The sequence below is a fragment of the Thermanaerothrix solaris genome, assembly GCF_032334255.1.
GTDB lineage: Bacteria > Chloroflexota > Anaerolineae > Anaerolineales > Anaerolineaceae > Thermanaerothrix > Thermanaerothrix solaris.
Map to the genome: position 1 here is coordinate 230,994 of NZ_JAUHMF010000002.1, position 22,230 is coordinate 253,223.

The following is a 22,230-nucleotide window of genomic DNA, read 5'->3' on the forward strand; positions in this document are numbered from 1 at the left end:
GGGGGATTATACCCGCTTTGGGGGCTCAACGGGCAGGGTGACAGCAGACCTAACCGATTTCTCATCGTTTTTTAATCTTTTAGGGGCGAAAATTAGTAAAATGATAAGGTAGGAGGAAAAAAGGGTTATGGTGACGGAAGAGAGCGGCCAACCCAGGCAACGGGAGCCCGTGTTGGCGTTGCGGGCGCTCGCCATTCAACAACTTCCGTTGACGCTGGCAGTACCTTACAAGGGGCTGATTCTGGAACAGACGCTCCAGCCGCGTGTGGTGGGGGACGATGGGGTGATTTTTCCGCCACCTAAACTCCTGTTATGTGCAGCGATTTATCAGACGGCTTACCTGCACAGCCGTTTTTTGCCAGCCACGGTGCGCGGCTACGCCCAGTGGCTGACCACCGAGCGCTGTGAACTGCACCTCTCGAATTTACGCTTCCTCGCCACGCCCTGGCGCCCACGCCGCGAACAGCGGGTGCAGCCGGAGGAGCACCTGGCGGTGACGGTGTGGGTCAACCGGATCCCCTTCCAGGCCCTGCTGACCGACCTAGGCATCCACGGGGTGGGGCTGCTTTTCGATAGTTGGGTGGAGACGCCACCGGCCAACCTGGCGCGCGGGCTGAAGTTCGATGTGACCCTGCCGCTGGCCAGCCAGCACGCCATCACGGTGGCGGCGGAACTCGTGCATGTGCGGCGGTATCAGGAGCACCTCTGGCAGACGGGGGCGCGCCTTTTCCCCACCCTGGAGCAGGAGCGCTGGCTGGATCACTACGTGGCCGAGCGGCGGGTCGAGATCTATTCCGAATTAGAACAACGCGCGCGTGAACTGCGCGATGTGGCGCAGAGCTCGGGGCTGTTCTTCTCGTAGAACGTTACGCGCCAGCAGTCCGTTATGAACCTTATCCAAAGGCTATACAAACATTTTTGTTGACTAACCTGACCCTCTATAATTGGATTGGGATGAATTGTGGTTAGAATGGTTGAGGGTCAGGTCTATGATGAGTGACGTATCATCGTCCTCCCGCCCGATTGAATCGGTGTGGGACTATCCCCGCCCGCCGCGGCTTGAACCTACCGCGCGACGGCTGGAAGTTTACTTTGGCGATATCTGCATCGCCGCCACCCAGCGTGGCTTGCGGGTGCTGGAAACCGGTCATCCGCCGGTGTATTACTTTCCCCCCGAGGATGTGCGCCGCGAATTTTTGGTGCCTTCACCGCAGCGCAGTGTGTACGAGTGGAAAGGGGTTGCGGTCTATTACCATGTGCGCGTCGGCGATGCGTGGGTCGAAAATGCGGCCTGGGCATATCCAGACCCCACGTCGGCCTTTCGGGCGCTGGCCAACTACCTGGCGTTTTATCCCCAAAAGATGACGCGTTGTTGGGTGGATGGTGAGGTGGTGCGCCCGCAGCCGGGGCACTTTTACGGCGGTTGGATCACCGCTGAGATCCGCGGTCCGTTTAAGGGCGAGCCGGGTGTTCGCGGGTAGGCAGTTGGCCATGGGTGTGTTTGAACGTGCCCTGCTCTATGCCCTCAGCCGGCCGACGGAGTTCTGGCAGGCGGTAGGCCAACATGTGCTCTTGACGATCAGCGCAGTGCTCATCGCGCTGATGATTGCGCTGCCGCTGGGGGTCGGCACGGCTCGCTCGCGCTGGATGAGCCTGACCGTGATCAACACGGTCAATGCCCTCCGGGTCATCCCCAGCCTGGCGGTGTTGTTCCTGGTGATTCCCTATTTTGGCCTGAGCGCTACTGCCGCCGTGGTGGCACTGACCCTGCTCGCCATCCCGCCCATCCTGCTGAACACAGATGCCGCTTTCCGCTCCCTGGAGCCCGGGTTGATCGAAGCGGCGCGGGGGATGGGGATGTCATCGCTTCAGATTTTGAGGCGGGTTGAGTTCCCGCTGGCTCTGCCCGTGATTTTGACCGGGGTGCGCACGGCGGCGATTCTGGCGATTGCCATTGCCACCATTGGGAGTAAATTCGGGGCCGGGGGGTTGGGGACGTTGCTCTTTGAAGGCATCGCCCAGGCAGGCCGAATGGATAAAGTATGGGCGGGGGCGCTGGGGGTGGCGACGCTGGCCCTGGCATTTAACTACGGTTTGCTCTGGCTAGAGCGACAGTTAACCCCCTACCGCGCCGTGGAAACCACCTAAAGCCCGAACCAGGCGCAGCCCACCCGGTCAATGGCGGCGGCAGGAATAAACTTGGGCCCTGACGGCCTGTTTATCCCCTCAGGCGTAACGCTGTTCCTTCCACACGTCGGCTTCGTTGTGGTAGCCGGCCTGTTCCCAGAAGCCGGGGCGGTCTTCGGCGCTGAATTCCAGGCCGCGCAGCCACTTAGCCCCTTTCCAGAAATAGGGCACCTTGAGGTCGTCCCGGCCGGGGATGGCGCCGACCACGCCGCGCAGGGGGAAACCGTGCTCGGGGGTGAGCGGCTCACCGTTGTAGTGGGTGGCAAGCAGGAAATTCTCTGCCAGCACCACCTCAAGCGGCAGATTGGCGGTGAAGCCGTATTCGGCATGCTGGATGACGAAGCGCGCGGTGGGCTTGAGTTTAAGCAAGCCGAGATCTATCAGCGTGCGCAGACTGACGCCTTCCCACACCGTATCCAGTTTGCTCCAGCGGGTAACGCAGTGGATATCGAGGGTAAGGCGGGTGCGGGGCAGACGGCTGAACTCTTCCCAGGTGAAGCGCAGGGGTTGTTCAACCTCGCCCCAAATGCGGAAATCCCAGGTGCTCAAATCCACGCGCGGGACGGGGCCATAGTGAAGCACCGGGAAGCGGTTGGTCAACGCCTGGCCGGGGGGCAGGCGGCGTTCGGCGCGGAATTTTTGTTCGTCTTCTTTTCGGCGCAGGATATCATCGAACATAGATCACTCTCCTGCGCTAAATTATAGCGGATGGGTCGGATTTAGGCGAGTGGTTGCCGAAGGTTGGGGGCGAGCCCTCTTCGCGCGGTGGGTGTTACCACCGGGCTAACACGATCACGACCGGTGTTGCCCGGCGTGAAAAAAGGTTTCCTCCTGAGGGGACAGGCGCTGGCCTGACGGCTGATGAGGGTCGTTGTGGGGTGGAAGGGTGGGCCGGGTGGGGGCGGCAGTGCGGGTCTGGGCTTTTTGTGCCCGGGTGGGCTCTGGCCACCCGCGTTTACGCAGATGGGGCGATTAAAGCGCCACAGGCCGGGGTGAGGGGGGCACCTCGGCCTGTGGCATTTATTATTATACATGAGATTGTTAGAAATACATTAAAAATCGAGGTAAAAAAATTACAATTTTTGTCTGACAATGTTCTGATACCGGCAACGGTGTACCAATGGATCAGATTGTCACATTTTAATACGGTTTAAACGTGTTTCGAGATGATGGAGCGCCATTTCCTGGCCACGGGGAACTTTCCTCTGCTGGCGCAGATGCCGCGCATTTTTCGGTTCGGCTGAGCAGAGACGCGCCCGGCGTGTTTTTTTTCGTTGTGCTAAAATGACGTTAGCGGTGTAACCAGCATTCCAAAGGTTGAGGAGAAAAGCGCATGATTCCTGGATTTAGGTGGATTCGGTGGGGGTTGGGCTTGCTGATTGTGCTGGCTCTGGCCGGGTGTGCCGTGCCGGCCAACCCGCCGGTGGTCGCCGAGCCCGCCTGGGATAGCCCCCAGACGCGGGCGCTGTTCTTCCGCGCGTGCAGCGATTGCCACAGCAATGAGACGGTCTGGCCGTGGTACAGCCGCCTGCCCGTCGTCGCCACGCTGATCCAACGCGACGTGCAGGAAGGGCGGGAGAAACTCAACGTTTCCGAATGGGGCCAGCGCGAACAGGAAGCCGATGATGTCGCCGAGGTGATCCGAAACGGCACCATGCCCCCGGCGCTTTATCTGCCCCTGCATCCCCAGGCGCGGCTGAGCGCGGCGGAAAAGGACGCCCTGATCCAGGGGCTGGTGCGCACCTTTGGCCGTGGCGGGGCGGAAGGGGGTGCGGAAGGGGACGAGGATTAGACCTCTCGCCGCGATGGGGTTGAGCGGCTTGCGACCTGTGCCAGGCGTTCATCGCGCAGCCGGCGGTAGGCTAGCACAGCCCCGTCCCCCCGCAACAGGTGCTCATCACTGCGCAAGGCTGAACGCTTGGGGCGCTGCTGGCTGACCACGCGTTTATCCTGGTTGGCGATATAGCGGCTGGACCAACAACCCAGTCGGTTAACCAGGTCGCGCAGGAACGGTAGGCGCACAAAACGCTGGTAAAAGCGCAGGATCATCCGGGCGTTTTCCTCATCCACCGGGACGAAAGCCACCACAATACGCACGTCCTCGCTGATGCGATTCTGCCACAGATTGGGAAAGAGAAATTCAAGGAACGGCGGACGGGTAGGGGCGGGAAGTTCAGCGGCGCGGCGTGGAGGCGTGCCATCATCACGGCGATTGAACACCCATACCTGGAGTTTGTCGCCTTCCTCGCGAACCAACGGGCCATCCACGACGACACGCTGCCCTCGCCCGATGGTGTTGTAATGCACAAAGGGGAGGTGCATGACATCGAGTTGATTTTCGATCATGCGTGAGTAATGCACCGGCCATACGTCTTGATAGCCGCAGTAAGAAAACTCGGGGCCGATATCGAACCAGGCGGGAGGCGTGAGATTTTCGCGCGGCTCGCCCCACCAGATCCAGATCAGGCCGTGCGCCTCATAGGTGGGATAAGTCGGCACCTGTAAGATTTTAGGCGGGTCAGTGTTGCGCCCCAGGGCCGGCACATAGCGACAGCGCCCACCGGGATCGAATTCAAAGCCGTGAAAGGGACAGGCCAGATAATCCTGGGGCTGGATATGGCCCTGACTGAGGCGAGCACTGAGATGAGGACAACGGTCGTACATACAGACGACCTGGCCCGCGCGAGTTCGCCAGAAGACCAGGTCCTCACCCAGCCGTTTCACCCCCACCGCTTTCCCGGCGGGCACATCCTTGGATTCCAGAACTACGTACCAGTGATCACGAATCACGTCTTATCTCCTCGGGAATCCTCTCGTTTTGCCATCGGCCGTGCCCGGCTCTTTTTACGGGAGGCGCCAGCCGATCTCATTGGGTGGATTATACACCGGACCGAGGGGCTCTGATTCTTCCGGCCCCCGGCCGGCTCTCTGCCGGGCCTTGATCCCATCAGCGGCGGTGGCGGAAGTTCCAAGAATCCGTGCCGGGGAGCATGCTGGCGCCAAAGGTGTCGTTAAAGGGGTTGCCGTCGTGATTGGCCGGGGGTAGTTGGGTGTAGCCGTACCAATCCCGCGCGGTGCGCCGCAGGCGTTCCAGGGAACGCTGCGCTTCCTCTTTATTATTCTTTATATCTATTTTTTATATCGCGGCGGTTGTGAGAAGACGCCTTGTCTTTATCAGCGCTAGCGATCAGACTAAGGCTACCCAACACTATGAGAAAGAACAAAACCCAATCCTCCATGGTAATTCCTCCCCCGGATGACAATGACCGACTAGGGACGGTTAGGCTTTTGGGGGGACGTGAACCCGCGCGAGGCGTAGTATGAATCGGTGCCGGGGTAGCGCGAAGCCCCCAGGGCATCGTTGCGCGGGTTGCCGTCAAAATTGCGCGGGTTGTGGCGGTAGTGCTCCGGCCGGATGATCTGGGTATAGATCGCGCCTGAGGATGAGGACAGAGTCGGTGTATCGTCTTCAATCCAGAGATAAATCGGTGTATCGTCCTCACTCCCGAGATAAAAAGAAGCCTCTTCTTTCTCCGCCCGGCGTTCTGAAATAGCCCAAACCACGCTGATGATAATCAGGATGGCAATGCCGATGCCAAAAACAAGATCCATGCTATCCTCCCTGATGCAAAGATATCGGCTTACGCGACCGGACGGCGCCGGTGCGGTGCGCGCGGATGTGGAGATTGGATGGAGTTGGGATAACAGGAAGTTTTCGCAGCATCTTTCCCCCAGGTTGATTTTATTATAAATGAATTCGATGGAAGATGGCAAGCCGTTTAATCGTTCCTCCATTCGTGCCCCCGGGCGCGGATGGAACGGATGCGCTGAGCCGTCGTAGAACGGCTCAGGTTTGTTATGGTGCTAATGGGTTGGAGCAAGGTGCGGTAAATCCCCCGGAACGGTCACGGTGGCTGCGATCCACTTACGACCCGGGATGAAAACGGCCTCAGTCCTCGTGCCTGGGCCCATCCTCCTCGCTCTCGGGGGTGGGCGTCCAGGTTTCAGCAGGGGTGGCGTTTTCATGATAACCCTCGGCTAACTGGGTCACCAGTGCCAGGAAAAACGCCACCGTGCGCATAATTTGGGCTGGCTGGGCCTGATAGGGTTCACGTTCCGAAGCCTCCCCCAGCCGCCGCACCACCCGCAGGTGCGGATGGAGTTCGAACTGCGCCGCCGCCACCCCCAGCCGCTGCCAGGCAAAACGGGTGATTGTTTCCTGCCCCTGGCGCCCGTTGGCGGTGAAGGTGCGGTCCACGTCCACCACCGAGAGCCATGGCCCGTTGGGGCGGAACCCGAACTGATGCAAGAGGGAGAGGATGCGGCCGCGCTCGGCCGGGCAACTCTGGCCGTGCAAGGTGCCCAACGCCAGCCCGAAATCGCGGTAGGCCGCACAGCCATGCAGATCCACGATGAAGCGTATCTGGTAGCGGCGCACAATCTGGCGCAGGGCGCGCTTGTAAGGGGTCTCGGGGTAAAAACCGGGGTCGGGGTCGGCCAGGCGATAGGTGAAGAGAGCGTGCGCGCCGCTCAATTCAGCCACCAGGCGCGCCAGAGCAGCGGTGTAATCCTCTTCGTCTTTCAGCCGCCCCTCCCGCATATGGGCGGCGCCGTGTGGCGCAGAGAGCAAAATCGGCAATCGCCCCGGCTGGTAGCGAAAATAGCGCTCCCCCGGCGCCGGTGGGGTTTTGTAGGCAACGTCACTCTCTAGCGCCACCAGGCGCTCTAACCACGCGTCCATGAGCCCCCTAGATGCGGCTGAAGCGTTCGCTCACGCGGTAGCCGCGGCGCGTCGGTGTGCTCCCCGCGGCGCAAAAGAGTTGAACGCAGTTATCGGTCTCTTTTTTAGCCTCGGCTTCTTTATAGGCTTCATAAGATGTCCAGAACGAGATGATCTGCCATTGCATGGGGTCATCTACCGACTGCACCAGCACCGAGTGCAGCAGATCCTTGGGGGGGTGACGCACGGCCTCGGCAAACGCCTTTTGGAGGGTGCTCCAGTTCTCGCGGGAGACATATCCCATCAATACCGTGACAAACATGGTGACCTCCTGGGCCAGCCCCACCCGCAGGGTGCGTGCCCATTTTCATTATACAAAATTTGTCCAGACCAGACAAATCTGCCCTGGAAGCGCACTCAGGGCGGGTTTGAAATTGCTCCCACAATAACGTTTTTCAATGTTATGATAAAATTGTTTATACAACTGTTATGCCCAGGTTGCTGCCTCGCAGGTGGGTGGGCACATTTTAATCCCCAGGGGGATTTCCCCGAGAAAGTGAGATATTCGATGAATCCACGACGGTTATTTTGGGGCGGTATTTTGCTCCTGCTGGGGGTCTTGCTGTTGCTGGAAAACCTCGGCCTACTGCCCTTCAGCGCCTGGGCGCTCTTCTGGCCGCTGGCGCTGATCCTGTTCGGGGCGTGGCTCCTTTTGCGCCCTCGCCCGAGACACGCCACCCAGGCCCGCGAAATCACCATTCCGTTAGACGACGCACGGGAAGCCCACCTGCGCCTGGATCACGGCGCAGGGCGGCTCACCCTGGGCGCGCTGGAGGGCGAGCGGACGCTCTTCTTGCGCGGTGTTTGCGGTGGGGTCACGCCGGAGGTGCGCCGCGAAGGTGAACGCCTGGAGGTGCACCTGCACCTGGAAGCCGATGCGATGCTCCTGCCCTGGGTAGAAGGGGGGGAGGGGTACCGCTGGGCGTTGGAGGTCACCCCAAACCTGCCGCTCGATCTGGAATGCCACCTCGGCGCCAATCAAACCCACCTCGACCTGAGCCGTTTGCAGGTGCGCCGCCTGGAATTAGAAACCGGCGCCAGCGAGACCACGGTGGTGCTGCCGGCGCAAGGTCAGGGCAGTGCCGTGCTCAAGAGCGGGGCAGCGGCGCTCAAAATCCAGGTGCCTGAGACCATGGCCCTCCGCATTCAGGTGCAAAGCGGCCTGGCCGGGGTTAAGATTGATCCTCAGCGCTTCCCTTTCAACGGCCAGGTATATGAGTCACCGGATTACGCCAACGCTCCCCACCGCTTTGACCTGCGCCTGGAAACCGGCCTGGGTTCGGTCGAAATCTTTTAGCCCTTTTTGCGTAGATATAAGGGAATGACCCCATCTTTTTGGAATTGGAGGAAGGGATGTCTGAATCACGTTGGCGGCTAATCGGCGGGATCGGGTTGATCCTGGCCGGCCTGCTGGCCCTGGCGAGCCTGTGGTTTGAGGTGCCCCTGGCCGGGCTTTTCTGGGGCTTATTGCTCACCCTGGGCGGAGTGGCCTTCTTGGGTGTGATGCTCTCACGGCGTGAGGCGTGGTGGGCGGCGTTTCCGGCGTTCCCGCTCTTGGGAATCGGGGCCCTGGTCTTGCTGGGCAGTCTGGCCCCGCAAGTCACGCGTTACCTGGGCGGTGTTCTGGTGCTGGGGAGCATCGGCGTAGGCTTTTTGGTGGTCTACCTGCAACGGCGCGAGTTCTGGTGGGCGCTCATCCCTGCCGGTACCATGTTTACCCTGGCCGTGGTCTCCCTGGCCGATTCGGTGCTCCCCGCCGATAGTGGCGGGTGGATCTTCTTGGCCGGGCTGGGGCTGACCTTTTTGGCGCTATATCTCCTGCCCGGCCCCGGGGGCACGCGCATGACCTGGCCGCTCTATCCGGCGGTGATTCTGTTGGTGTTTGCGGGGTTGCTCTTCTTGGGCGCTACCGCGCTGGGACGTTACTTCTGGCCAGCGGCGCTGATCTTGATCGGGTTGTTCCTGGTCTATCGTGCCCTGCGCCCGCGACGGGTTTAAGGGAGGATAAGCGATGGACGCAAAACGCCCAAGTCTGTTTTTCCCGTTATTGCTGATCGCCATTGGCGTGATCTTTCTGCTCAACAACCTGGGGGTGATCCACGTTAACGGCGTGGAGATCTTCCTGCGCTACTGGCCGCTGTTGTTCATCATCGGCGGCCTGGATCACATCTACCAGGGCAAGGGCTGGACCTGGGGGGTGTTCTCCATCCTTTTAGGTGGGATCTTTTTGCTGGCCAACCTGGGCTACCTGCCCCTGGGAGGCTGGGAGTTGTTCTTGCGCCTGTGGCCGATTTTCTTGATCGCGCTGGGGCTGGACCTGGTGCTGCGTGAACGGCCGGCCTGGGCGTCAGCCTTGGCGCTTTTCATTACCTTGGGATTGGTGGTTGGAATCACCTGGTTTGCCGTGGGGCAGGTGCGCCGTCCGGTCCAGGCTCAATCCCTCACCTATGCCTTGCCAGCGGGGGTGCGCACGGCAGACGTGACGATCGAACAGCCCCTGGGGCAGTTGGAGATCGTCGGGGCTACCCGTGGCCGCAACTTGGTGGAAGGTGAGATCACCCTGCCGCGGGCGCTGACGCTGACCGAGGACGTCCAAACGCGCGGGAGTGTGGTTCAGGTGCGTCTGGGCGCCGAGGGTTCCTCGGTGGTCTTCCCGTGGAGCCTGGGGCCGAGTCAGTCGCAGTGGCGGTTGCGTTTCAACCCTCAGGTGGAGCTGGTGCTCAACCTTAAGAGCGGCCTGGGTAGTCAGGTGCTGGATCTGCGCGAGGTGCGGGTGCGGCAATTGACCAGCGAGGTCGCCTTGGGCAGTTTGACCGTCACCCTACCTGCGACGGGTGATCTGCAGGCCAACCTGCGTAACCCCATCGGCTTTACCACGCTCTATGTGCCGCGTCAGGCGCGGCTGGAATTGCGCATTGACCGGGCGTTAGCGACGCTGAGCCTACCCCCCGATGTAACCTGTACGGACCAGGTGTGCTACACGCCTGGCACCACCGCCGCCAACGCCGACCTGCGTCTGAGTCTTGAGCAACCCATGGGCGGGGTGCAGGTGGAATATCTCCCCTGACCGGCTGGAACTTTCTGGCGCGCAGGGCGTCTTTAAAGTGCTTGAAAAAAATCACCTTATCTTAGCCTCACAAGGAGGAGATCATGAAGAAACCGTTATGGTTTGCCCTGCTCGCATTGGCCATGGTGGGCTTGCTGGCTGGCTGTATTCAGGTGCCGGCGGCTTCAACGCCGGAACAATTGCGCACGCTTAATGTTGGGGGCAACGGCAAAGTTTATGTCGTGCCGGATCTGGCTTATATTTACGTTGGGGTGCGCACCGAGGCAGAAGACGTGGCTTCGGCGTTGAGTAAAAACAACGAGCAGGCCCAGGCGATTGTCAACCTGCTCAAGGAACGCGGTGTGGCTGAAAAGGACATCCAGACCAGTGCCTTCAACGTCTACCCCCAGCAAAATATTGGTCCGGATGGCGAGGTGCTGGGCACCAAGTTTGTCGTAGAGAACACTGTGTTCATTACCGCGCGCGACCTGAGCCAATTGGGCAGCTTGCTGGATGCGGTGGTGCGCGTTGGGGCCAATACCATCTACGGTATCTCGTTCGATGTCGCCGATCGGGCTAAAGCCGAGGCCGAGGCCCGTCGCCTGGCGGTGGAAGATGCCAAAGCCCGCGCGCAGGAACTGGCGGCGGCGGTGGGGGTGACCCTGGGCGAGGTGCAGAACGTGAGCGTCTACTCCTCGGGTAGCCCCATCCCGGTATACGAAGCCAAGGGCATGGGGATTGGCGGTGGGGGTAACGCGCCGATCGCCGCGGGGCAACTGGTGATCAGCGCCGATGCCAATATCACCTACCTCATCCGCTAGCCCTCACCTTCTAAACGACTGTCTCCATAACCCCTGCCCCGGCGCCGTCCACACCGGGGCAGGGGGTTTTAAGGTTCGCGCCTGGAGCGGCGATTCATGGGTATAATTTCCTTAAGGCACCGTCCATTATGCGCGAAGATACCCGCAACTGGATCGCAATGGCTGAATATGATTTGGAAACAGCGCGTTATATGCTGGATTCCGGGCGGTATCTCTATGTCATTTTCCTTTGTCACCTTGCATTGGAAAAATTGCTCAAGGCGCATGTCTGTGAAGCAACTCAAAGCATGCCACCAAGGACTCATGATCTGATATACCTGGCGCGCTTGGCAAATCTATCATTACCGCCCAATCATCTTGAATTTATCGGAAAAATTAACGCTGTAAGTATCCTGGCCCGTTATCCGGTGGATTTACACCAATCTTTGCGGGATTACCCACGTCCGGTCGCCGAAGCCTATTATTCCCAAACCGTTCAGGTTTTTCAATGGCTCAAACAGCATCCGGCCTTAACCACATCCTAACGCGTTACCTCGAAACGCTGAATCAAATGGGGATTCGGGTCGAGCGCGTTTATCTTTACGGCTCACAGGCGCGGGGTGAGGCCCGTATTGGCAGTGATATTGACCTCATCGTTGTTTCTCCCGATTGGGCCGGTTATTCCCTGCGTGAGCGTCTCGAAATTCTAGGTGTGGCTGCGGCACGCATCCTGGAGCCGATTCAAGCCCAGGGGTTCACCCCGAACGAGATCGAGCAAGCGCAGGTTCCGCTTTTCTGGCGCCAAATTCTGCACGACCAGGCGGTTGAAGTTTACCCCCTGGCATCTTGAGGTGCACCCGTGGAGCATAACCCCTGCCCCGGCGCCGTCCACACCGGGGCAGGGGGTTTTGGGGTCTCAGTAGGGAATGGCGCTGATGCGCGCCAGTTTACTCAGGCGATGGGTGGCGATGATGCGCCGCACCGTGCCGGTCAAGCCGCGCATGCTTAGGCTCTCGGTGACGGCGCCATCGGGGAAGTACTGCACCCCGCGCAGTAGGTCGCCGTTGGTCACGCCAGTGGCGGCGAAGAAAACATCGTCCGAAGCGATCAGGTCATCCAGCGTCAAGACTTTGTCAAAGTCATACCCCAGTTCCTCACAGCGGGCGCGTTCCTCGGGGGTGCGGGCATAAAGTTTACCCTGCAGGTTGCCCCCGGCGGCGCGCAGAGCGGCGGCAGCGATGACCCCCTCAGGCGTGCCACCGATGCCCATCATCACATCAATGCCCGAGGAGGGGATGCAGGTCATCAGCGCCCCCGCCACATCCCCATCCGGGATGAGCGAGATGCGCGCGCCGACGCGCCGGATCTCGGCGATAAGCGCGGCATGGCGCGGGCGATCCAGCACCACCACGGTCAGGTTTTCCACCGGCACGCCCTTGGCTTTGGCAATGCGCCGCAGGTTCTCTTCCACCGGCGCCTCGATATCAATGACGTCCCGCGCCGCCGGACCGACCGCGATTTTATGCATATACACCGCCGGGCCGGGGTTGAACATCGTCCCGCGCGGCGCCAGCGCCACCACCGAGATGGCGTTGGGCAAGCCGTGGGCGGTGGGGCGGGTGCCGTCAATCGGATCCACTGCAATATCCACCCGCGGGGGATCGCCGGTGCCCAGGCGTTCGCCATTGTAGAGCATGGGGGCTTGATCTTTCTCGCCCTCGCCGATCACGACCACACCGTCCATCTGGATGGTGTTGAGCATCAGGCGCATGGCATCCACGGCGGCGCGGTCGGCGGCTTCTTTATCGCCGCGACCCACGAAGCGCCCGGCAGCCAGCGCTGCGGCTTCGGTCACCCGCACCAGTTCCAAGGCCAGGTTGCGCGTCGGTCGGGTATCTCCGATCTCGCTGTGTAAGGGGATTTGGCTCATCGCGTTCCTCCGCTAAATGGGAAGTTGGGGTTATACGGATAACCACAAGCCGGTGATCAGGTAATACCCGATCACGGCGGCCCAAATCCACGAATCAATGCGATCGAGCACCCCCCCATGCCCCGGCAGAAGATGGCTGGCTTCCTTGACGCCGAACTGGCGCTTGAACATGCTTTCCCCCAGGTCGCCCAAGGGCGCAAACACCCCGATCATCACCCCCAGCACCAGCCCCTGCGAAAGGTGTAATTCGGGGTAGCGCAGGCGCCACAGCCAGGCCAGGAGCAGCCCGCTCAAAATGGCAAACACCACCCCTGCCAGGTAGCCCTCCCAGGTCTTGTTGGGGCTGATGGCGGGGGCAAGTTTGTGTTGGCCGAAGCGCCGTCCGATGAGGAACGCCGCCGAGTCGGCAATCCCGATGATGGGGATGACCAGGAGCAACCACCATAAGCCCTGGGGTAGGGCGCGCAGCGAGATGAGGTAACTGCCCAGCCAGCCGATATACAGCAACCCCCCCAGGGTGATGGCGAAATCAACGCCCTGGGCGGTGCGCGTGGCGGCCATTGCCCCCATGTGCGCCAGCATGGTCACCAGGATCAATGCCGAGAGGATGAGGTGGCTGTGATCGAACCCCCAGGCGGCGCGGCTGAGGACGAGGATGGCCACGCCCGGCAGGAGCACGCCGGCCAGGGGGGCGAACCCGCCGCGGCGAAAGATGCGCCAGTATTCCCAGGCTGCCACCACCAGGATCAGCGTAATGAAGGCAGCATACGCCCAGCCGCCCAGCACGGCAAAGGTCACGCCAACGGGGATCAGGACGATGATGACCAGGAGGCGCTGGGCGAGCATGCCATCAGACCTCGGTGCAGCATTCATTCGGTGAAAGGCGCCCGAAACGACGTTCGCGGCGGCTGTAATCCATCAGGGCTTTGAGCAGTTCCTCACGGTCAAAATCTGGCCACAGGGTGGGGGTAACGTACCATTCCGCGTAGGCGGCCTGCCAGATCAGGAAGTTGCTGATGCGCATCTCGCCCGAGGTGCGGATGATCAGGTCGGGATCGGGGATGCCGGCGGTGAAAAGGTAGCGGCTGACCAGTTCATCAGTGACCTCTTCCGGCTTGACGCCATCCTGGATCATCTTGCGGATGGCGCAGACGATCTCATCGCGCCCGCCGTAGTTCCAGGCGATGTTAAGGATGAGACGGTCGTTGTGTTTGGTCAACTCCACCGCGTATTTGACCTTCTCGACCAGGGTGGGGTTGAGGCGCTCCAGGCGGCCAATGTGTTGCAGGCGCACCCCCTCGCGGTGGAGTTCATCCAGTTCTTTATCAATCACCTCTTCGAGGATGGCCATCAGCCCGTTGACCTCTTCCTGCGGGCGGCCCCAGTTCTCGGTGGAAAAGGCGTAGATGGTCAGGTACTTGATGTTAAATTCGACGCAGGCCCGGATGATGCGGCGCAGATTTTCGGTGCCGGCGCGATGGCCGGCCAGGCGGGGCAAGCCGCGCTGACGTGCCCAGCGTCCGTTACCGTCCATGATAATGGCGATGTGGGTGGGAACTTTGGTCAGTTCTGCAACCGTAGCCGGGGCGGGGGTGGCGGTCATAGGCTCAGAATTCCAGGATTTCTTTCTCTTTTCGCGCACCAATGGTATCTACTTCTCCAATCATTCGGTCGGTTAGTTTCTGTAATTCCTCTTCGCCTTTTTTGAGGTCATCTTCCGAGATCAGTTTTTCCTTTTCAAATTCGCGCAGGTCTTTCATCACGTCGCGGCGGATGTTGCGGATGGCCACGCGGGCTTCTTCCAGGCGGGCATGCACCATTTTGACCAATTCGCGCCGCCGCTCCTCGGTTAGCGGGGGGAGCACCAGGCGCATCGTTTTGCCATCGTTGGAAGGGGTCAGCCCGAGCGGCGAGGCGATGATGGCCTTTTCAATGGCGCGCAGGGTGGAAGGATCGAAGGGCTTGATCAGCAGGGTGCGCGGGTCGGGGACACTGATGGCGGCCAGTTGCATCAGGGGGGTGGGCACGCCGTAGTACTCCACGGGGATCTTCTCGATCAGCGCAGGGGTGGCGCGACCGGTGCGAATGCCGGCGAGGTCTTCTTCCAGCGTTTGCAAGGCGCCCTTCATGCGGGTCTCGGCTTCTTTGAGTGCGTCCTTTATCATAGGCCAGGCCTCCTTCCGTTGGCAACGTAGGGTCATATGCCCTGGACGGGCACGGTCGTCGCTCTGCCCTGGGGCGAGGGACACAACGCCCATCGCTCCGCCAAAGGCAGAGGCGTGATTAAAGCATACCTTAAAATTGCGAATTGCGCCATGATTCAGTCACGCCTTATGAGGCTACTGGAAAAAGTCTCGTCTTTAGAATCAAGGCGCGGGAAGAATCCATTCTAGTTCAATCTCATCCCGGATAGGGATGCCGTTTTCTCCTACTAAAGGAATCTGGGGTTTAATGTGCCGTGCGCGGGTAACTGCGTCGGGATAGACGGCTCTGAGCCTAAAACCGCGTTTTTGGTAGAAATGCAGTGCAGCGAGGTTATCGTTCGTGGTGATGAGCCATAATCGGCGACAACCGAGGTTTTGAGCCATCTCCTGCACCGCGGCGAGCAGTGCAGTGCCAATCCCGTGCCCGGGACGCAGGCTATCCAGTGTCACAATTTCGCATTGGTCACCGACGAGGTGATATGTGATCACCCCCACCCACATATCCCCTTCGAGAGCCAGGAAACCCGGTAGCGTCGAGGGCTGGAAAGGGGTCCCGTGGACCACAATAAGATCTGCCCCCCAATAGGTGCGCATAAAATCGGCCAGAGTGGTCCGATCCTGAGGTTGAATAGGACGAATCCGAAAGTTCATTTTCTCAGCCCGGCGCTGAGAGCCTGAAAGGGGCCCAGAATTCCGGCTCACCCCTGGCGGAGCAATTCTTCCAGGATCTGGCGTGCCAGGGTAGGGTCGGCTTTGCCACGCATCTTCTTCATCACCTGGCCGACAAACCAGGCGATCAGCGTAACCTTGCCCTTGCGGTAGGTCTCCACCTCGGTGGGGTTCTCGGCGATCACCTCGCGGCATACGGCGCGGATGGCCTCGGCATCGCTGACCTTGGCCAACCCTTCGGCTGCGACGATCTCGCGCGGTGGGCGCCCGCTCTCTTCCACTTTCTGCAAGAGGGCTTTGGCGGTTGAGGTGTTGATGGTGCCGGCGTCGGCCAGTTTGAGGATCTCGGCCAGGTAAGCCGGGGTGAGGCGCAGGTCGGCGGCGCTCTTACCACTCTCGTTGAGCATGCGCAGGATGTCGTTCATCAGGTAGTTCGAGACCTTCTTGGGGTCGCCGCCGTAAGCCTGCACCGCCTGCTCAAAGTAATCCGAGAGCGCCCGTTCGCCGGTCAGGATTTCGGCATCGTACTCGGGCAGGCCGTAGGCTTCGATGAAGCGCTGGCGGCGTTCGAGCGGGAGTTCCACCCGCTGGGCCAGGATAGCCGCTTTCCACTCTGCATCAATGCGCAGGGGGAGCAGGTCGGGTTCTTTGAAGTAGCGGTAATCGGCTTCGGTCTCTTTGGACCGCATCTTGCGCAGGACGCCGGCGTCCTCATCCCATTCCAGCGTCCAGGCTTCGATGGTGCGCCCGGCCTCCACTTCGCGGATCTGGCGTTCGATCTCGTGCTGGATGGCATCGCGCACGTTCTCAATCGAATTGACGTTCTTGATCTCGGTCTTGGGGTTGAAATAATCCGCGCCTTTAGGACGGATGGAGACGTTGGCATCGCAGCGCAGGTGCCCCTTCTCCATATCTGCTTCGGAGATGCCCAGCCAGCGCAGCAACTGGCGCAGGCGGATGAGGTACTGCGCGGCCTCATCCGCGGAGCGTAAATCCGGCCCGGTTACCATCTCCACCAGCGGCACGCCGCAGCGGTTGAAATCAATCCAGCGCCGCCCGTTGACGTTTTTGGTCTTGCCGGCATCTTCCTCGATATGCAGTTTGATGATGTTGACGCGGCGCACGTAGGCCGGGCGCTCAGGGGTGGCCGGCATGGGGATATCTATGTAGCCTCCGGACGCCAGGGGACGGTCATACTGCGAGATCTGATACCCCTTGGGCAGGTCGGGGTAAAAGTAGTTCTTGCGGTCGAAGAAAGAGACCTCGTTGATCTCGGCGTGCATGGCCAGGGCGAGCAAGGCGGCCTTCTCCACTGCGGCACGGTTGAGCACCGGGAGCACGCCGGGTAGGCCGGTGCACACCGGGCAGATGTTGGTATTGGGCGGGTCGTTCCACGAATCCGCCTTGCAAGCACAAAAAATCTTGGTCAGCGTGTTCAGTTGGATGTGGGTCTCCAGGCCGATAATCGCCTCGTAGTCGGTCATGCGTGCGAACCTCCGGATGCAGACGGGGAAATGGTCAGGCGTTGACGCAGCCAGCGCCCCAGGCCGGGCAGGGTGACCTCATGCCCTTGCGCCAGGCGCAGGCCGGCCCACAGTCCCAAAATCACGTAGATGAAAGAAAATCCCAACCCAGCGAGCCCTAGCACTCCCAAAGGGAGGAGGAAAAAAGGCGCCAGGGGCGCGGCGGCGCGCTCCACCAGCGCCAGGATGAGCATCAGCGGGAATACGGTCACCATGATCATCAGGCTGGCCAGAAACAACAGCAGGTCGCCAACGCCCTGATAGATGAGCGATTGCAGGGCGTGGAAGTGCAGCAGCGGCGAGCGGTCTTTCTGGGTCAGCCAGACGATGAGCGGCAGCAGCCAGCCGCAGAGGTTGATCAGCACGCCGCCGTACGTCAGCGCGGCCATCCAGCGTGCCTCGCGTTCGGGGTCGAGCGCCGCGGACTCACCTTCGGCGCGCAAGGCGCGCTCCATATGCGCGCCAAGCAATGGATAACGCACGTCCTGCCCGCTCAGGCACAGGATGGCGGCGATCACTCCGCCCAGCGTCAGCAGCCCCCAGACGGCGGCCAAACTGACCAGGCCGAACGCCGAGGCGAGCACGAAGAGCACGCTGCTGACGTCCTGAGAGATGAGGGATGAGAGCAAGAGCAGAACTACGGCCTCGCCGACGTAAAGCACACCCACCCCCAGCCCTACCACCCCCAGGATCAACAGTTGCAGCACCTGGTAGGTGAGCGCTTGCAGGGACTGGAACGAGAGGTAATCCCCGCGGCGCGGGTGTGCCGCCCACAGCGCCGTGGGCACCAGCAGTCCCCAGCCTGGGAGCAGGACGGCAGCATGGGCCAGGGCGGCTAAAAGGCGGTCAGGACCGGTGGTTGGGGCAAGGGATAGGCGCTTCATGGAGATTTTCCGCAACTCCCCCCCGAGACACTAGGACGCTGCCAGGTGCTGCAGCACCTCGGGGCGCGCTTGCCGCCAGGGGGCGTCTTCGGTGGCGCGCTCGAAGGCGCGAGCAATGCGTAAGAGCAGCGCCTCGCTGAAATCGGGGCCGAGGAATTGAATGCCGATGGGCAGCCCCTCATGATCCAGCCCGGCCGGGATGGAGATGCCGGGGATTCCGGCGTGGTTGGCCGGGACGGTCAGCTGATCGGCGTACTGCATCAGCACCGAATCACCGTACACGGCGCCCAGGGGGAAGGCCGTGGTCGGTGTCGTCGGGGTGAGCAGGGCGTGCAGGCGATACTTACCGTGGGGGTCAAAGGCTTGCTCAAAATCGCGGCGGATGAGCGTGCGCACGCGCAGGGCGCGCTGGTAATACTGCGCGCTGTATTGAGCGGCGCTGACGTACATGCCCATCAGAATGCGCAGTTTGGGCTGCAGGCCGAAGCCCTCGTTGCGCGTCTTGCGATACATCTCGTGCAGGTCCTGCACCGGTTGCGGGGTGCGGTAGCCGTATTTGACGCCATCGTAACGGTGCAGGTTCGAGGCGGCTTCGACGCGGCTGATGACGAAGTAAGCCGGAATGCCGTAGCGGGTGTTGGGCATGGGCACGTCTTCGATGATTTCGGCGCCCAGGTCGGCCAGGACGTCGGCAGCACGGCGCACCGCATCGGCGATCTCGGCCGGAATAGGCTGCTGGTCGTATTCCCCGCGCTCGGGATCAGGGAAGGTGATGCGGAAGTAATCCGGCGATAGGCCAATGCGCAGTCCCTTCACGCCCTCTTCCAACGCGGCCAGATAATCCGGGACGGGCAGGTTGGCGGCGGTGCTGTCGTGGGGATCGGGGCCGGCGATGGCTTGGAGCATCAGCGCGGCGTCGGTGACGTTGCGGGCGATGGGGCCGGGACAGTCCAGCGAGGAACCGAAGGCGATCAGCCCGTAGCGCGAAACGCGCCCGTAGGTGGGCTTGACCCCCACCACACCGCAGAAGGCCGCCGGCTGGCGGATGGAGCCGGCGGTATCGGTGCCAAGCGAGAGTGGAGCCTCGCCGGCGGCGACGCTGGCCGTGCTCCCACCGGACGAGCCGCCCGGCACGCGGTCCAGTTTCCACGGGTTGCGCGGGGTAGGGCGGAAGGCTGATGATTCGTTCGATGAGCCGTAGGTGAATTCATCCAGGTTGACCTTACCCAGCATGATCGCGCCGGCGGCTTCCATCCGCGCCACGGGGGTGGCGGTGTAGGGGGCCACGAAATTGGCCAGGATGCGCGAAGCGGCGGTCGAGGGCGTGCCCTGGACACAGAAGATATCCTTGACGGTGAAGGGGATGCCAGCCAGGGGCCCGAGGGCCTCGCCGGCAGCCAGGCGGCGATCCACCGCCTCGGCCTGGGCGCGGGCGCGTTCGGCGGTCAGGGTGATGAAAGCATGTACGCGCTCGGCGTCCTCGGGCAGGGGGTCGCCTGGCTCCAACGCGCCGGGGCGTCCATCCACCCGGGCAATGCGCTGCAGGCAGGATTCGAGAATCTCCACGGCAGAAACGCGCCCCTGGCGCAGCAACAGGCTGAGTTCATGAGCCGATAAGTCGCACAGTTCCATGGGTCCTCATTATTCCAGCGTGGTGTGGGGGATATCAGGGACGACGACGTAGCCTTCCTCGACCTGTGGCGCCTGGTTGAGGATATCGGCGGTATTGGGGAAGGGCTGCCAGTCGTCCGCGCGCAAGGGCGGGCAGATTTCGGGGGGGTAAGGCACGCCGTGCGAGGTGATCGGCACGTCGGCATCCAGGGGGATAGCTTCCAGTTCGTGAATGGCGCCTAACTGATGGTTGAGTTCGCGGCGCAGGTAGTCAGCCTGGGCTTCGTCCAACTCCAGCGCTGCCAAGTGCACCAGATGGGCAAAGGTGTCGCGATCAATCTCTTCTGCCGGCATAGGATTCCTCGTCAATCTTCGGGTCTAGGATGTTCACAGGCACAATTCTACCTTAATGCCCGGGTTGGCGCTTTGTTTCACCCCAAAACAAGAATCGGGCTCATGGGGTCATTTCTTCGGTAGGAATAGGGGTGGCCGAGGGAATGGGCGTATCGGTAGGAATGGGGGTGATAGTCGGCGTGCGGGTGGGGGTGCGGGTGACGGTCGGCGTGCGGGTGGGGGTCAGGGTAGGGGTTGGCGTGGGGATGAAAAAAGGGGTATAGGTGGGGGGAAGGGTTGAGGTCGGGCGCGGGGTGGGCGTTTCGAAGCCCAGCGGCGGTGTTGACGTCCAGGTGGGGGGCAACTGGCGCAGGGTGGGGGTGCTGGTGGGGAGCTCCAGGCGCGGCGGCAGGGTCGGCGGCGGAAACGGGTTCAGCGGCGTGTAGGGGTTGAGGAAGATCAGGATGAAGATTAAAACCACCCCCAGGGTCGCCAACAGGGCGAGCAGGGTAAGCAGATTCCAGAGATTATCGCGCATGGTGGCGGGACTCCCTCACAGCCAGGGTCACAGTCGTGCGCGGAATGTGCTCGGCAGGGTCAATGTCAGTATATCCGAGATTGAGATCCTGTCAAGCAATGAAAGCCGCGCCTGCCAGGGGGATCTACAAAAGTGGCTCGTGTTGAAAATTCCCCGCGGAGGCGCTTTGCATTCGGGTAATGCCTATGCTATACTCGTTTTTGAAACCCCCCGAATCACCTAGATGGAGAGGAGCGACCATGCAGAATACCGTCCGCGACTGGATGAATGACCTCGTCGTCTTTGTGGATCCAGACGCCACCGTCACCGAGGCGCTTAAACTGATGCGCCGCCGCTACGTCAACAGCCTGATTGTGCGCAAGACCGAAACCAACCCCGAGTACGGCATTGTGACTTCGATTGACGTCTGCGACAAAATCGTCGCTCACGGGCGCAACCCCTCCGAACTCAAGGTGCGCGAGATCATGAGCAGCCCTCTGATCACCGTCCCGAAGGACGCCACGGTCGAAGAATGCGCCAAACTGATGTTGGAAAAGCGCATCCATCATCTTCCGGTGGCCGACGAACACGGGAACATCGTGGGCATGATCTCGGCGACCGACTTCCTGTTCATCGCTGAAACGATGGGGCATGGCGGCGGCGACCGGTCTTTCTCTTGAACCAACCAGCGGTGCCTAATCCATTTGGGCCGGGGTGGGCGAATTGCCATAACCCCGGCACGTCGTTTATAATCCGGGCGTAATGAGATACAACCATTGGTTTTATTTAATCCTGATGATGACATTATGGGGGGCGTTGTGGGCATCCCCATTTCCTGCCCACGCCCAGGCCGGCAGTGCCCAGGCGCTGATTGACCTGGTCAACCAGATTCGCACTGCCAACGGCCTGCCCGCGCTCATCGTGGATCCGATCCTGATGGCTACGGCGCAAGCCACCGCGGAAACGATGGCCAGCAGCGGCACCTGTGCCCATATCGGCAACGTCAGCGGACGGGTAGCGGCAGCTGGTTATGGCGGCGGGGCAACCGTCTTCGCCACCGAGAACATCGCGTGCGGCTATAACCGCACCGTGGAACAAGTCGTTTATCAGGATTGGGCGGATGCCACCCACATGCTGCCAATGACCCAGGCCAACTACGTCCATGTGGGGGCAGGGGTGGTCGAGAGCGGGGATGGGCGCGTTTACTACGTGCTCCACGCGGCCTATTTTGCCGGTGCGGCGGCGGGGTACACCCCGCGCGCGCCCGTGGCAGGCACAGCGGCGGTGACCACCCCCCAGATCATCATTCCGGTGCAGACGGCGACCCCCCAGAGCGATGGCTCCATTGTACACAAGGTGCAGCCGGGGCAGTCTTTGTGGAGCATTGCCATTGCCTATGGGGTGAAGATCGCGGATCTGATCGCGCTTAACCATCTGGCGCCCACGCCGGTGCTGTGGGCAGGGCAGGATTTGATCGTGCGCCCCTCGTTTACGCCTACCCTCTCGCCCACGGTCACCCCAACCGTGCCGCCGCCCACGCGCACCCCGACCCCCACCCCCACGCCACGCACACCCACTCCCACCCGCACCATCACCCCCACCCCTACGGTCACTCCGCGCCCATGGCTGCCGGCACAGGTGCTGCGCGACCCCGAACAGCGCCGTTACCTCGGCTGGGGCTTATTGATCCTCAGCGTGGTGGGTTTGACGGTCGTGGTGGTGGCCGGTTTTCGCGGGCGCAAGTAG

General features: G+C 61.4%; 27 protein-coding genes. 12 read left to right on the plus strand and 15 right to left on the minus strand.

Going from position 1 to position 22,230, the window contains the following annotated elements; all coding sequences use genetic code 11:
* Window positions 1-127 precede the first annotated feature (127 nt).
* The 3 genes from QYE77_RS09215 (at window position 128) to QYE77_RS09225 (ending at window position 2,148) form a co-directional block, all read left to right on the plus strand.
* On the plus strand, window positions 128-862 hold the full coding sequence (locus QYE77_RS09215) for a hypothetical protein (RefSeq protein ID WP_315625104.1): 735 nt from the start codon (window positions 128-130) through the stop codon (window positions 860-862).
* 127 nt (window positions 863-989) lie between these two features.
* The gene (locus tag QYE77_RS09220; RefSeq protein ID WP_315625105.1) at window positions 990-1,481 is read left to right on the plus strand and encodes a DUF427 domain-containing protein; all 492 of its coding nucleotides are present in this window, start codon (window positions 990-992) and stop codon (window positions 1,479-1,481) included.
* A gap of 10 nt (window positions 1,482-1,491) precedes the next feature.
* Entirely contained in the window at window positions 1,492-2,148 is a 657-nt protein-coding gene (locus QYE77_RS09225) for an ABC transporter permease (protein ID WP_315625106.1), read from the plus strand.
* A gap of 78 nt (window positions 2,149-2,226) precedes the next feature.
* On the opposite strand, the gene QYE77_RS09230 is transcribed toward QYE77_RS09225, so the two are convergent.
* Complete coding sequence (locus QYE77_RS09230) at window positions 2,227-2,865, minus strand: sulfite oxidase-like oxidoreductase (protein ID WP_315625107.1); 639 nt, start codon at window positions 2,863-2,865, stop codon at window positions 2,227-2,229.
* A gap of 655 nt (window positions 2,866-3,520) precedes the next feature.
* Between QYE77_RS09230 and QYE77_RS09235 the strand changes: the two genes are divergently transcribed.
* Window positions 3,521-3,979, plus strand: a complete 459-nt coding sequence (locus tag QYE77_RS09235; protein WP_315625108.1) for a heme-binding domain-containing protein — start codon at window positions 3,521-3,523, stop codon at window positions 3,977-3,979.
* Here QYE77_RS09235 and QYE77_RS09240 read toward each other — a convergent pair.
* From QYE77_RS09240 to QYE77_RS09255, 4 genes are all read right to left on the minus strand, one after another.
* Window positions 3,976-4,977 carry an aromatic ring-hydroxylating dioxygenase subunit alpha gene (locus tag QYE77_RS09240; RefSeq protein WP_315625109.1) on the minus strand — a complete coding sequence of 334 codons (1,002 nt, stop codon included), beginning with the start codon at window positions 4,975-4,977 and terminating at the stop codon, window positions 3,976-3,978. The two genes, QYE77_RS09235 and QYE77_RS09240, sit on opposite strands and share 4 nt — an antisense overlap.
* A gap of 480 nt (window positions 4,978-5,457) precedes the next feature.
* Window positions 5,458-5,799 carry a hypothetical protein gene (locus tag QYE77_RS09245; RefSeq protein WP_315625110.1) on the minus strand — a complete coding sequence of 114 codons (342 nt, stop codon included), beginning with the start codon at window positions 5,797-5,799 and terminating at the stop codon, window positions 5,458-5,460.
* Window positions 5,800-6,136: 337 nt separating this feature from the next.
* Window positions 6,137-6,928 carry a hypothetical protein gene (locus QYE77_RS09250; RefSeq protein WP_315625111.1) on the minus strand — a complete coding sequence of 264 codons (792 nt, stop codon included), beginning with the start codon at window positions 6,926-6,928 and terminating at the stop codon, window positions 6,137-6,139.
* Between the two features lie 7 nt (window positions 6,929-6,935).
* The gene (locus QYE77_RS09255; RefSeq protein WP_315625112.1) at window positions 6,936-7,229 is read right to left on the minus strand and encodes a hypothetical protein; all 294 of its coding nucleotides are present in this window, start codon (window positions 7,227-7,229) and stop codon (window positions 6,936-6,938) included.
* A gap of 246 nt (window positions 7,230-7,475) precedes the next feature.
* Here QYE77_RS09255 and QYE77_RS09260 point away from each other — a divergent pair, with 246 nt between their 5' ends.
* The 6 genes from QYE77_RS09260 to QYE77_RS09285 all read left to right on the plus strand — a co-directional run bounded on the left by QYE77_RS09260 (window position 7,476) and on the right by QYE77_RS09285 (window position 11,663).
* Window positions 7,476-8,264, plus strand: a complete 789-nt coding sequence (locus tag QYE77_RS09260) for a LiaI-LiaF-like domain-containing protein (RefSeq protein WP_315625113.1) — start codon at window positions 7,476-7,478, stop codon at window positions 8,262-8,264.
* 56 nt (window positions 8,265-8,320) lie between these two features.
* The gene (locus QYE77_RS09265) at window positions 8,321-8,965 is read left to right on the plus strand and encodes a hypothetical protein (protein ID WP_315625114.1); all 645 of its coding nucleotides are present in this window, start codon (window positions 8,321-8,323) and stop codon (window positions 8,963-8,965) included.
* A gap of 13 nt (window positions 8,966-8,978) precedes the next feature.
* A complete protein-coding gene (locus tag QYE77_RS09270; RefSeq protein ID WP_315625115.1) occupies window positions 8,979-10,034 on the plus strand; it encodes a LiaI-LiaF-like domain-containing protein in 1,056 nt (351 codons plus the stop codon).
* A gap of 83 nt (window positions 10,035-10,117) precedes the next feature.
* Complete coding sequence (locus QYE77_RS09275; protein WP_315625116.1) at window positions 10,118-10,834, plus strand: SIMPL domain-containing protein; 717 nt, start codon at window positions 10,118-10,120, stop codon at window positions 10,832-10,834.
* 128 nt (window positions 10,835-10,962) lie between these two features.
* Entirely contained in the window at window positions 10,963-11,358 is a 396-nt protein-coding gene (locus tag QYE77_RS09280) for a HEPN domain-containing protein (RefSeq protein ID WP_315625117.1), read from the plus strand.
* Entirely contained in the window at window positions 11,322-11,663 is a 342-nt protein-coding gene (locus tag QYE77_RS09285; RefSeq protein WP_315625118.1) for a nucleotidyltransferase domain-containing protein, read from the plus strand. The genes QYE77_RS09280 and QYE77_RS09285 overlap by 37 nt, the downstream gene beginning before the upstream one ends.
* Window positions 11,664-11,729: 66 nt before the next feature.
* Here the strand turns inward: QYE77_RS09285 and glpX are convergent, their stop codons facing one another.
* The 10 genes from glpX to QYE77_RS09335 all read right to left on the minus strand — a co-directional run bounded on the left by glpX (window position 11,730) and on the right by QYE77_RS09335 (window position 20,505).
* Window positions 11,730-12,743: a class II fructose-bisphosphatase gene (gene glpX, locus QYE77_RS09290; RefSeq protein WP_315625119.1), complete on the minus strand. Its 1,014-nt coding sequence runs from the start codon at window positions 12,741-12,743 to the stop codon at window positions 11,730-11,732.
* A gap of 30 nt (window positions 12,744-12,773) precedes the next feature.
* Entirely contained in the window at window positions 12,774-13,589 is an 816-nt protein-coding gene (locus QYE77_RS09295) for a phosphatidate cytidylyltransferase (RefSeq protein ID WP_315625120.1), read from the minus strand.
* Between the two features lie 4 nt (window positions 13,590-13,593).
* Window positions 13,594-14,346 (minus strand): isoprenyl transferase, encoded by a 753-nt coding sequence (locus QYE77_RS09300; protein WP_315625121.1) that lies wholly within the window; start codon window positions 14,344-14,346, stop codon window positions 13,594-13,596.
* A gap of 4 nt (window positions 14,347-14,350) precedes the next feature.
* Window positions 14,351-14,908, minus strand: coding sequence for a ribosome recycling factor (gene frr, locus QYE77_RS09305; RefSeq protein WP_299029301.1), 558 nt, complete (start codon window positions 14,906-14,908; stop codon window positions 14,351-14,353).
* A gap of 201 nt (window positions 14,909-15,109) precedes the next feature.
* Window positions 15,110-15,598 carry a GNAT family N-acetyltransferase gene (locus QYE77_RS09310; protein ID WP_315625122.1) on the minus strand — a complete coding sequence of 163 codons (489 nt, stop codon included), beginning with the start codon at window positions 15,596-15,598 and terminating at the stop codon, window positions 15,110-15,112.
* 47 nt (window positions 15,599-15,645) lie between these two features.
* A complete protein-coding gene (gene gatB / locus QYE77_RS09315) occupies window positions 15,646-17,100 on the minus strand; it encodes an Asp-tRNA(Asn)/Glu-tRNA(Gln) amidotransferase subunit GatB (RefSeq protein ID WP_315625123.1) in 1,455 nt (484 codons plus the stop codon).
* On the minus strand, window positions 17,097-18,023 hold the full coding sequence (locus QYE77_RS09320; RefSeq protein WP_315625124.1) for a DUF4870 domain-containing protein: 927 nt from the start codon (window positions 18,021-18,023) through the stop codon (window positions 17,097-17,099). The genes gatB and QYE77_RS09320 overlap by 4 nt, the downstream gene beginning before the upstream one ends.
* Window positions 18,024-18,053: 30 nt before the next feature.
* Window positions 18,054-19,655: an amidase gene (locus QYE77_RS09325; RefSeq protein ID WP_315625125.1), complete on the minus strand. Its 1,602-nt coding sequence runs from the start codon at window positions 19,653-19,655 to the stop codon at window positions 18,054-18,056.
* A gap of 9 nt (window positions 19,656-19,664) precedes the next feature.
* The gene (locus QYE77_RS09330; RefSeq protein ID WP_315625126.1) at window positions 19,665-19,988 is read right to left on the minus strand and encodes an Asp-tRNA(Asn)/Glu-tRNA(Gln) amidotransferase subunit GatC; all 324 of its coding nucleotides are present in this window, start codon (window positions 19,986-19,988) and stop codon (window positions 19,665-19,667) included.
* 100 nt (window positions 19,989-20,088) lie between these two features.
* On the minus strand, window positions 20,089-20,505 hold the full coding sequence (locus QYE77_RS09335) for a hypothetical protein (RefSeq protein WP_315625127.1): 417 nt from the start codon (window positions 20,503-20,505) through the stop codon (window positions 20,089-20,091).
* Window positions 20,506-20,744: 239 nt separating this feature from the next.
* Between QYE77_RS09335 and QYE77_RS09340 the strand changes: the two genes are divergently transcribed.
* The gene (locus QYE77_RS09340; protein WP_315625128.1) at window positions 20,745-21,164 is read left to right on the plus strand and encodes a CBS domain-containing protein; all 420 of its coding nucleotides are present in this window, start codon (window positions 20,745-20,747) and stop codon (window positions 21,162-21,164) included.
* Window positions 21,165-21,279: 115 nt separating this feature from the next.
* Complete coding sequence (locus QYE77_RS09345) at window positions 21,280-22,230, plus strand: CAP domain-containing protein (RefSeq protein ID WP_315625129.1); 951 nt, start codon at window positions 21,280-21,282, stop codon at window positions 22,228-22,230.

Excerpts from the sequence above, each read along its gene's own strand:
- QYE77_RS09285 (WP_315625118.1), top strand. The coding sequence starts at position 11,322 with ATGGCTCAAACAGCATCCGGCCTTAACCACATCCTAACGCGTTACCTC.
- QYE77_RS09235 (WP_315625108.1), top strand. The coding sequence starts at position 3,521 with ATGATTCCTGGATTTAGGTGGATTCGGTGGGGGTTGGGCTTGCTGATT.
- QYE77_RS09265 (WP_315625114.1), top strand. The coding sequence starts at position 8,321 with ATGTCTGAATCACGTTGGCGGCTAATCGGCGGGATCGGGTTGATCCTG.
- QYE77_RS09335 (WP_315625127.1), bottom strand. The coding sequence starts at position 20,505 with ATGCGCGATAATCTCTGGAATCTGCTTACCCTGCTCGCCCTGTTGGCG.
- QYE77_RS09310 (WP_315625122.1), bottom strand. The coding sequence starts at position 15,598 with ATGAACTTTCGGATTCGTCCTATTCAACCTCAGGATCGGACCACTCTG.
- QYE77_RS09330 (WP_315625126.1), bottom strand. The coding sequence starts at position 19,988 with ATGCCGGCAGAAGAGATTGATCGCGACACCTTTGCCCATCTGGTGCAC.
- glpX (WP_315625119.1), bottom strand. The coding sequence starts at position 12,743 with ATGAGCCAAATCCCCTTACACAGCGAGATCGGAGATACCCGACCGACG.
- QYE77_RS09225 (WP_315625106.1), top strand. The coding sequence starts at position 1,492 with ATGGGTGTGTTTGAACGTGCCCTGCTCTATGCCCTCAGCCGGCCGACG.
- QYE77_RS09230 (WP_315625107.1), bottom strand. The coding sequence starts at position 2,865 with ATGTTCGATGATATCCTGCGCCGAAAAGAAGACGAACAAAAATTCCGC.
- QYE77_RS09325 (WP_315625125.1), bottom strand. The coding sequence starts at position 19,655 with ATGGAACTGTGCGACTTATCGGCTCATGAACTCAGCCTGTTGCTGCGC.
- frr (WP_299029301.1), bottom strand. The coding sequence starts at position 14,908 with ATGATAAAGGACGCACTCAAAGAAGCCGAGACCCGCATGAAGGGCGCC.
- QYE77_RS09255 (WP_315625112.1), bottom strand. The coding sequence starts at position 7,229 with ATGTTTGTCACGGTATTGATGGGATATGTCTCCCGCGAGAACTGGAGC.
- QYE77_RS09270 (WP_315625115.1), top strand. The coding sequence starts at position 8,979 with ATGGACGCAAAACGCCCAAGTCTGTTTTTCCCGTTATTGCTGATCGCC.
- QYE77_RS09280 (WP_315625117.1), top strand. The coding sequence starts at position 10,963 with ATGCGCGAAGATACCCGCAACTGGATCGCAATGGCTGAATATGATTTG.
- QYE77_RS09320 (WP_315625124.1), bottom strand. The coding sequence starts at position 18,023 with ATGAAGCGCCTATCCCTTGCCCCAACCACCGGTCCTGACCGCCTTTTA.
- QYE77_RS09215 (WP_315625104.1), top strand. The coding sequence starts at position 128 with ATGGTGACGGAAGAGAGCGGCCAACCCAGGCAACGGGAGCCCGTGTTG.
- QYE77_RS09275 (WP_315625116.1), top strand. The coding sequence starts at position 10,118 with ATGAAGAAACCGTTATGGTTTGCCCTGCTCGCATTGGCCATGGTGGGC.
- QYE77_RS09340 (WP_315625128.1), top strand. The coding sequence starts at position 20,745 with ATGCAGAATACCGTCCGCGACTGGATGAATGACCTCGTCGTCTTTGTG.
- gatB (WP_315625123.1), bottom strand. The coding sequence starts at position 17,100 with ATGACCGACTACGAGGCGATTATCGGCCTGGAGACCCACATCCAACTG.
- QYE77_RS09295 (WP_315625120.1), bottom strand. The coding sequence starts at position 13,589 with ATGCTCGCCCAGCGCCTCCTGGTCATCATCGTCCTGATCCCCGTTGGC.
- QYE77_RS09345 (WP_315625129.1), top strand. The coding sequence starts at position 21,280 with ATGATGACATTATGGGGGGCGTTGTGGGCATCCCCATTTCCTGCCCAC.
- QYE77_RS09220 (WP_315625105.1), top strand. The coding sequence starts at position 990 with ATGATGAGTGACGTATCATCGTCCTCCCGCCCGATTGAATCGGTGTGG.
- QYE77_RS09250 (WP_315625111.1), bottom strand. The coding sequence starts at position 6,928 with ATGGACGCGTGGTTAGAGCGCCTGGTGGCGCTAGAGAGTGACGTTGCC.
- QYE77_RS09260 (WP_315625113.1), top strand. The coding sequence starts at position 7,476 with ATGAATCCACGACGGTTATTTTGGGGCGGTATTTTGCTCCTGCTGGGG.
- QYE77_RS09245 (WP_315625110.1), bottom strand. The coding sequence starts at position 5,799 with ATGGATCTTGTTTTTGGCATCGGCATTGCCATCCTGATTATCATCAGC.
- QYE77_RS09300 (WP_315625121.1), bottom strand. The coding sequence starts at position 14,346 with ATGACCGCCACCCCCGCCCCGGCTACGGTTGCAGAACTGACCAAAGTT.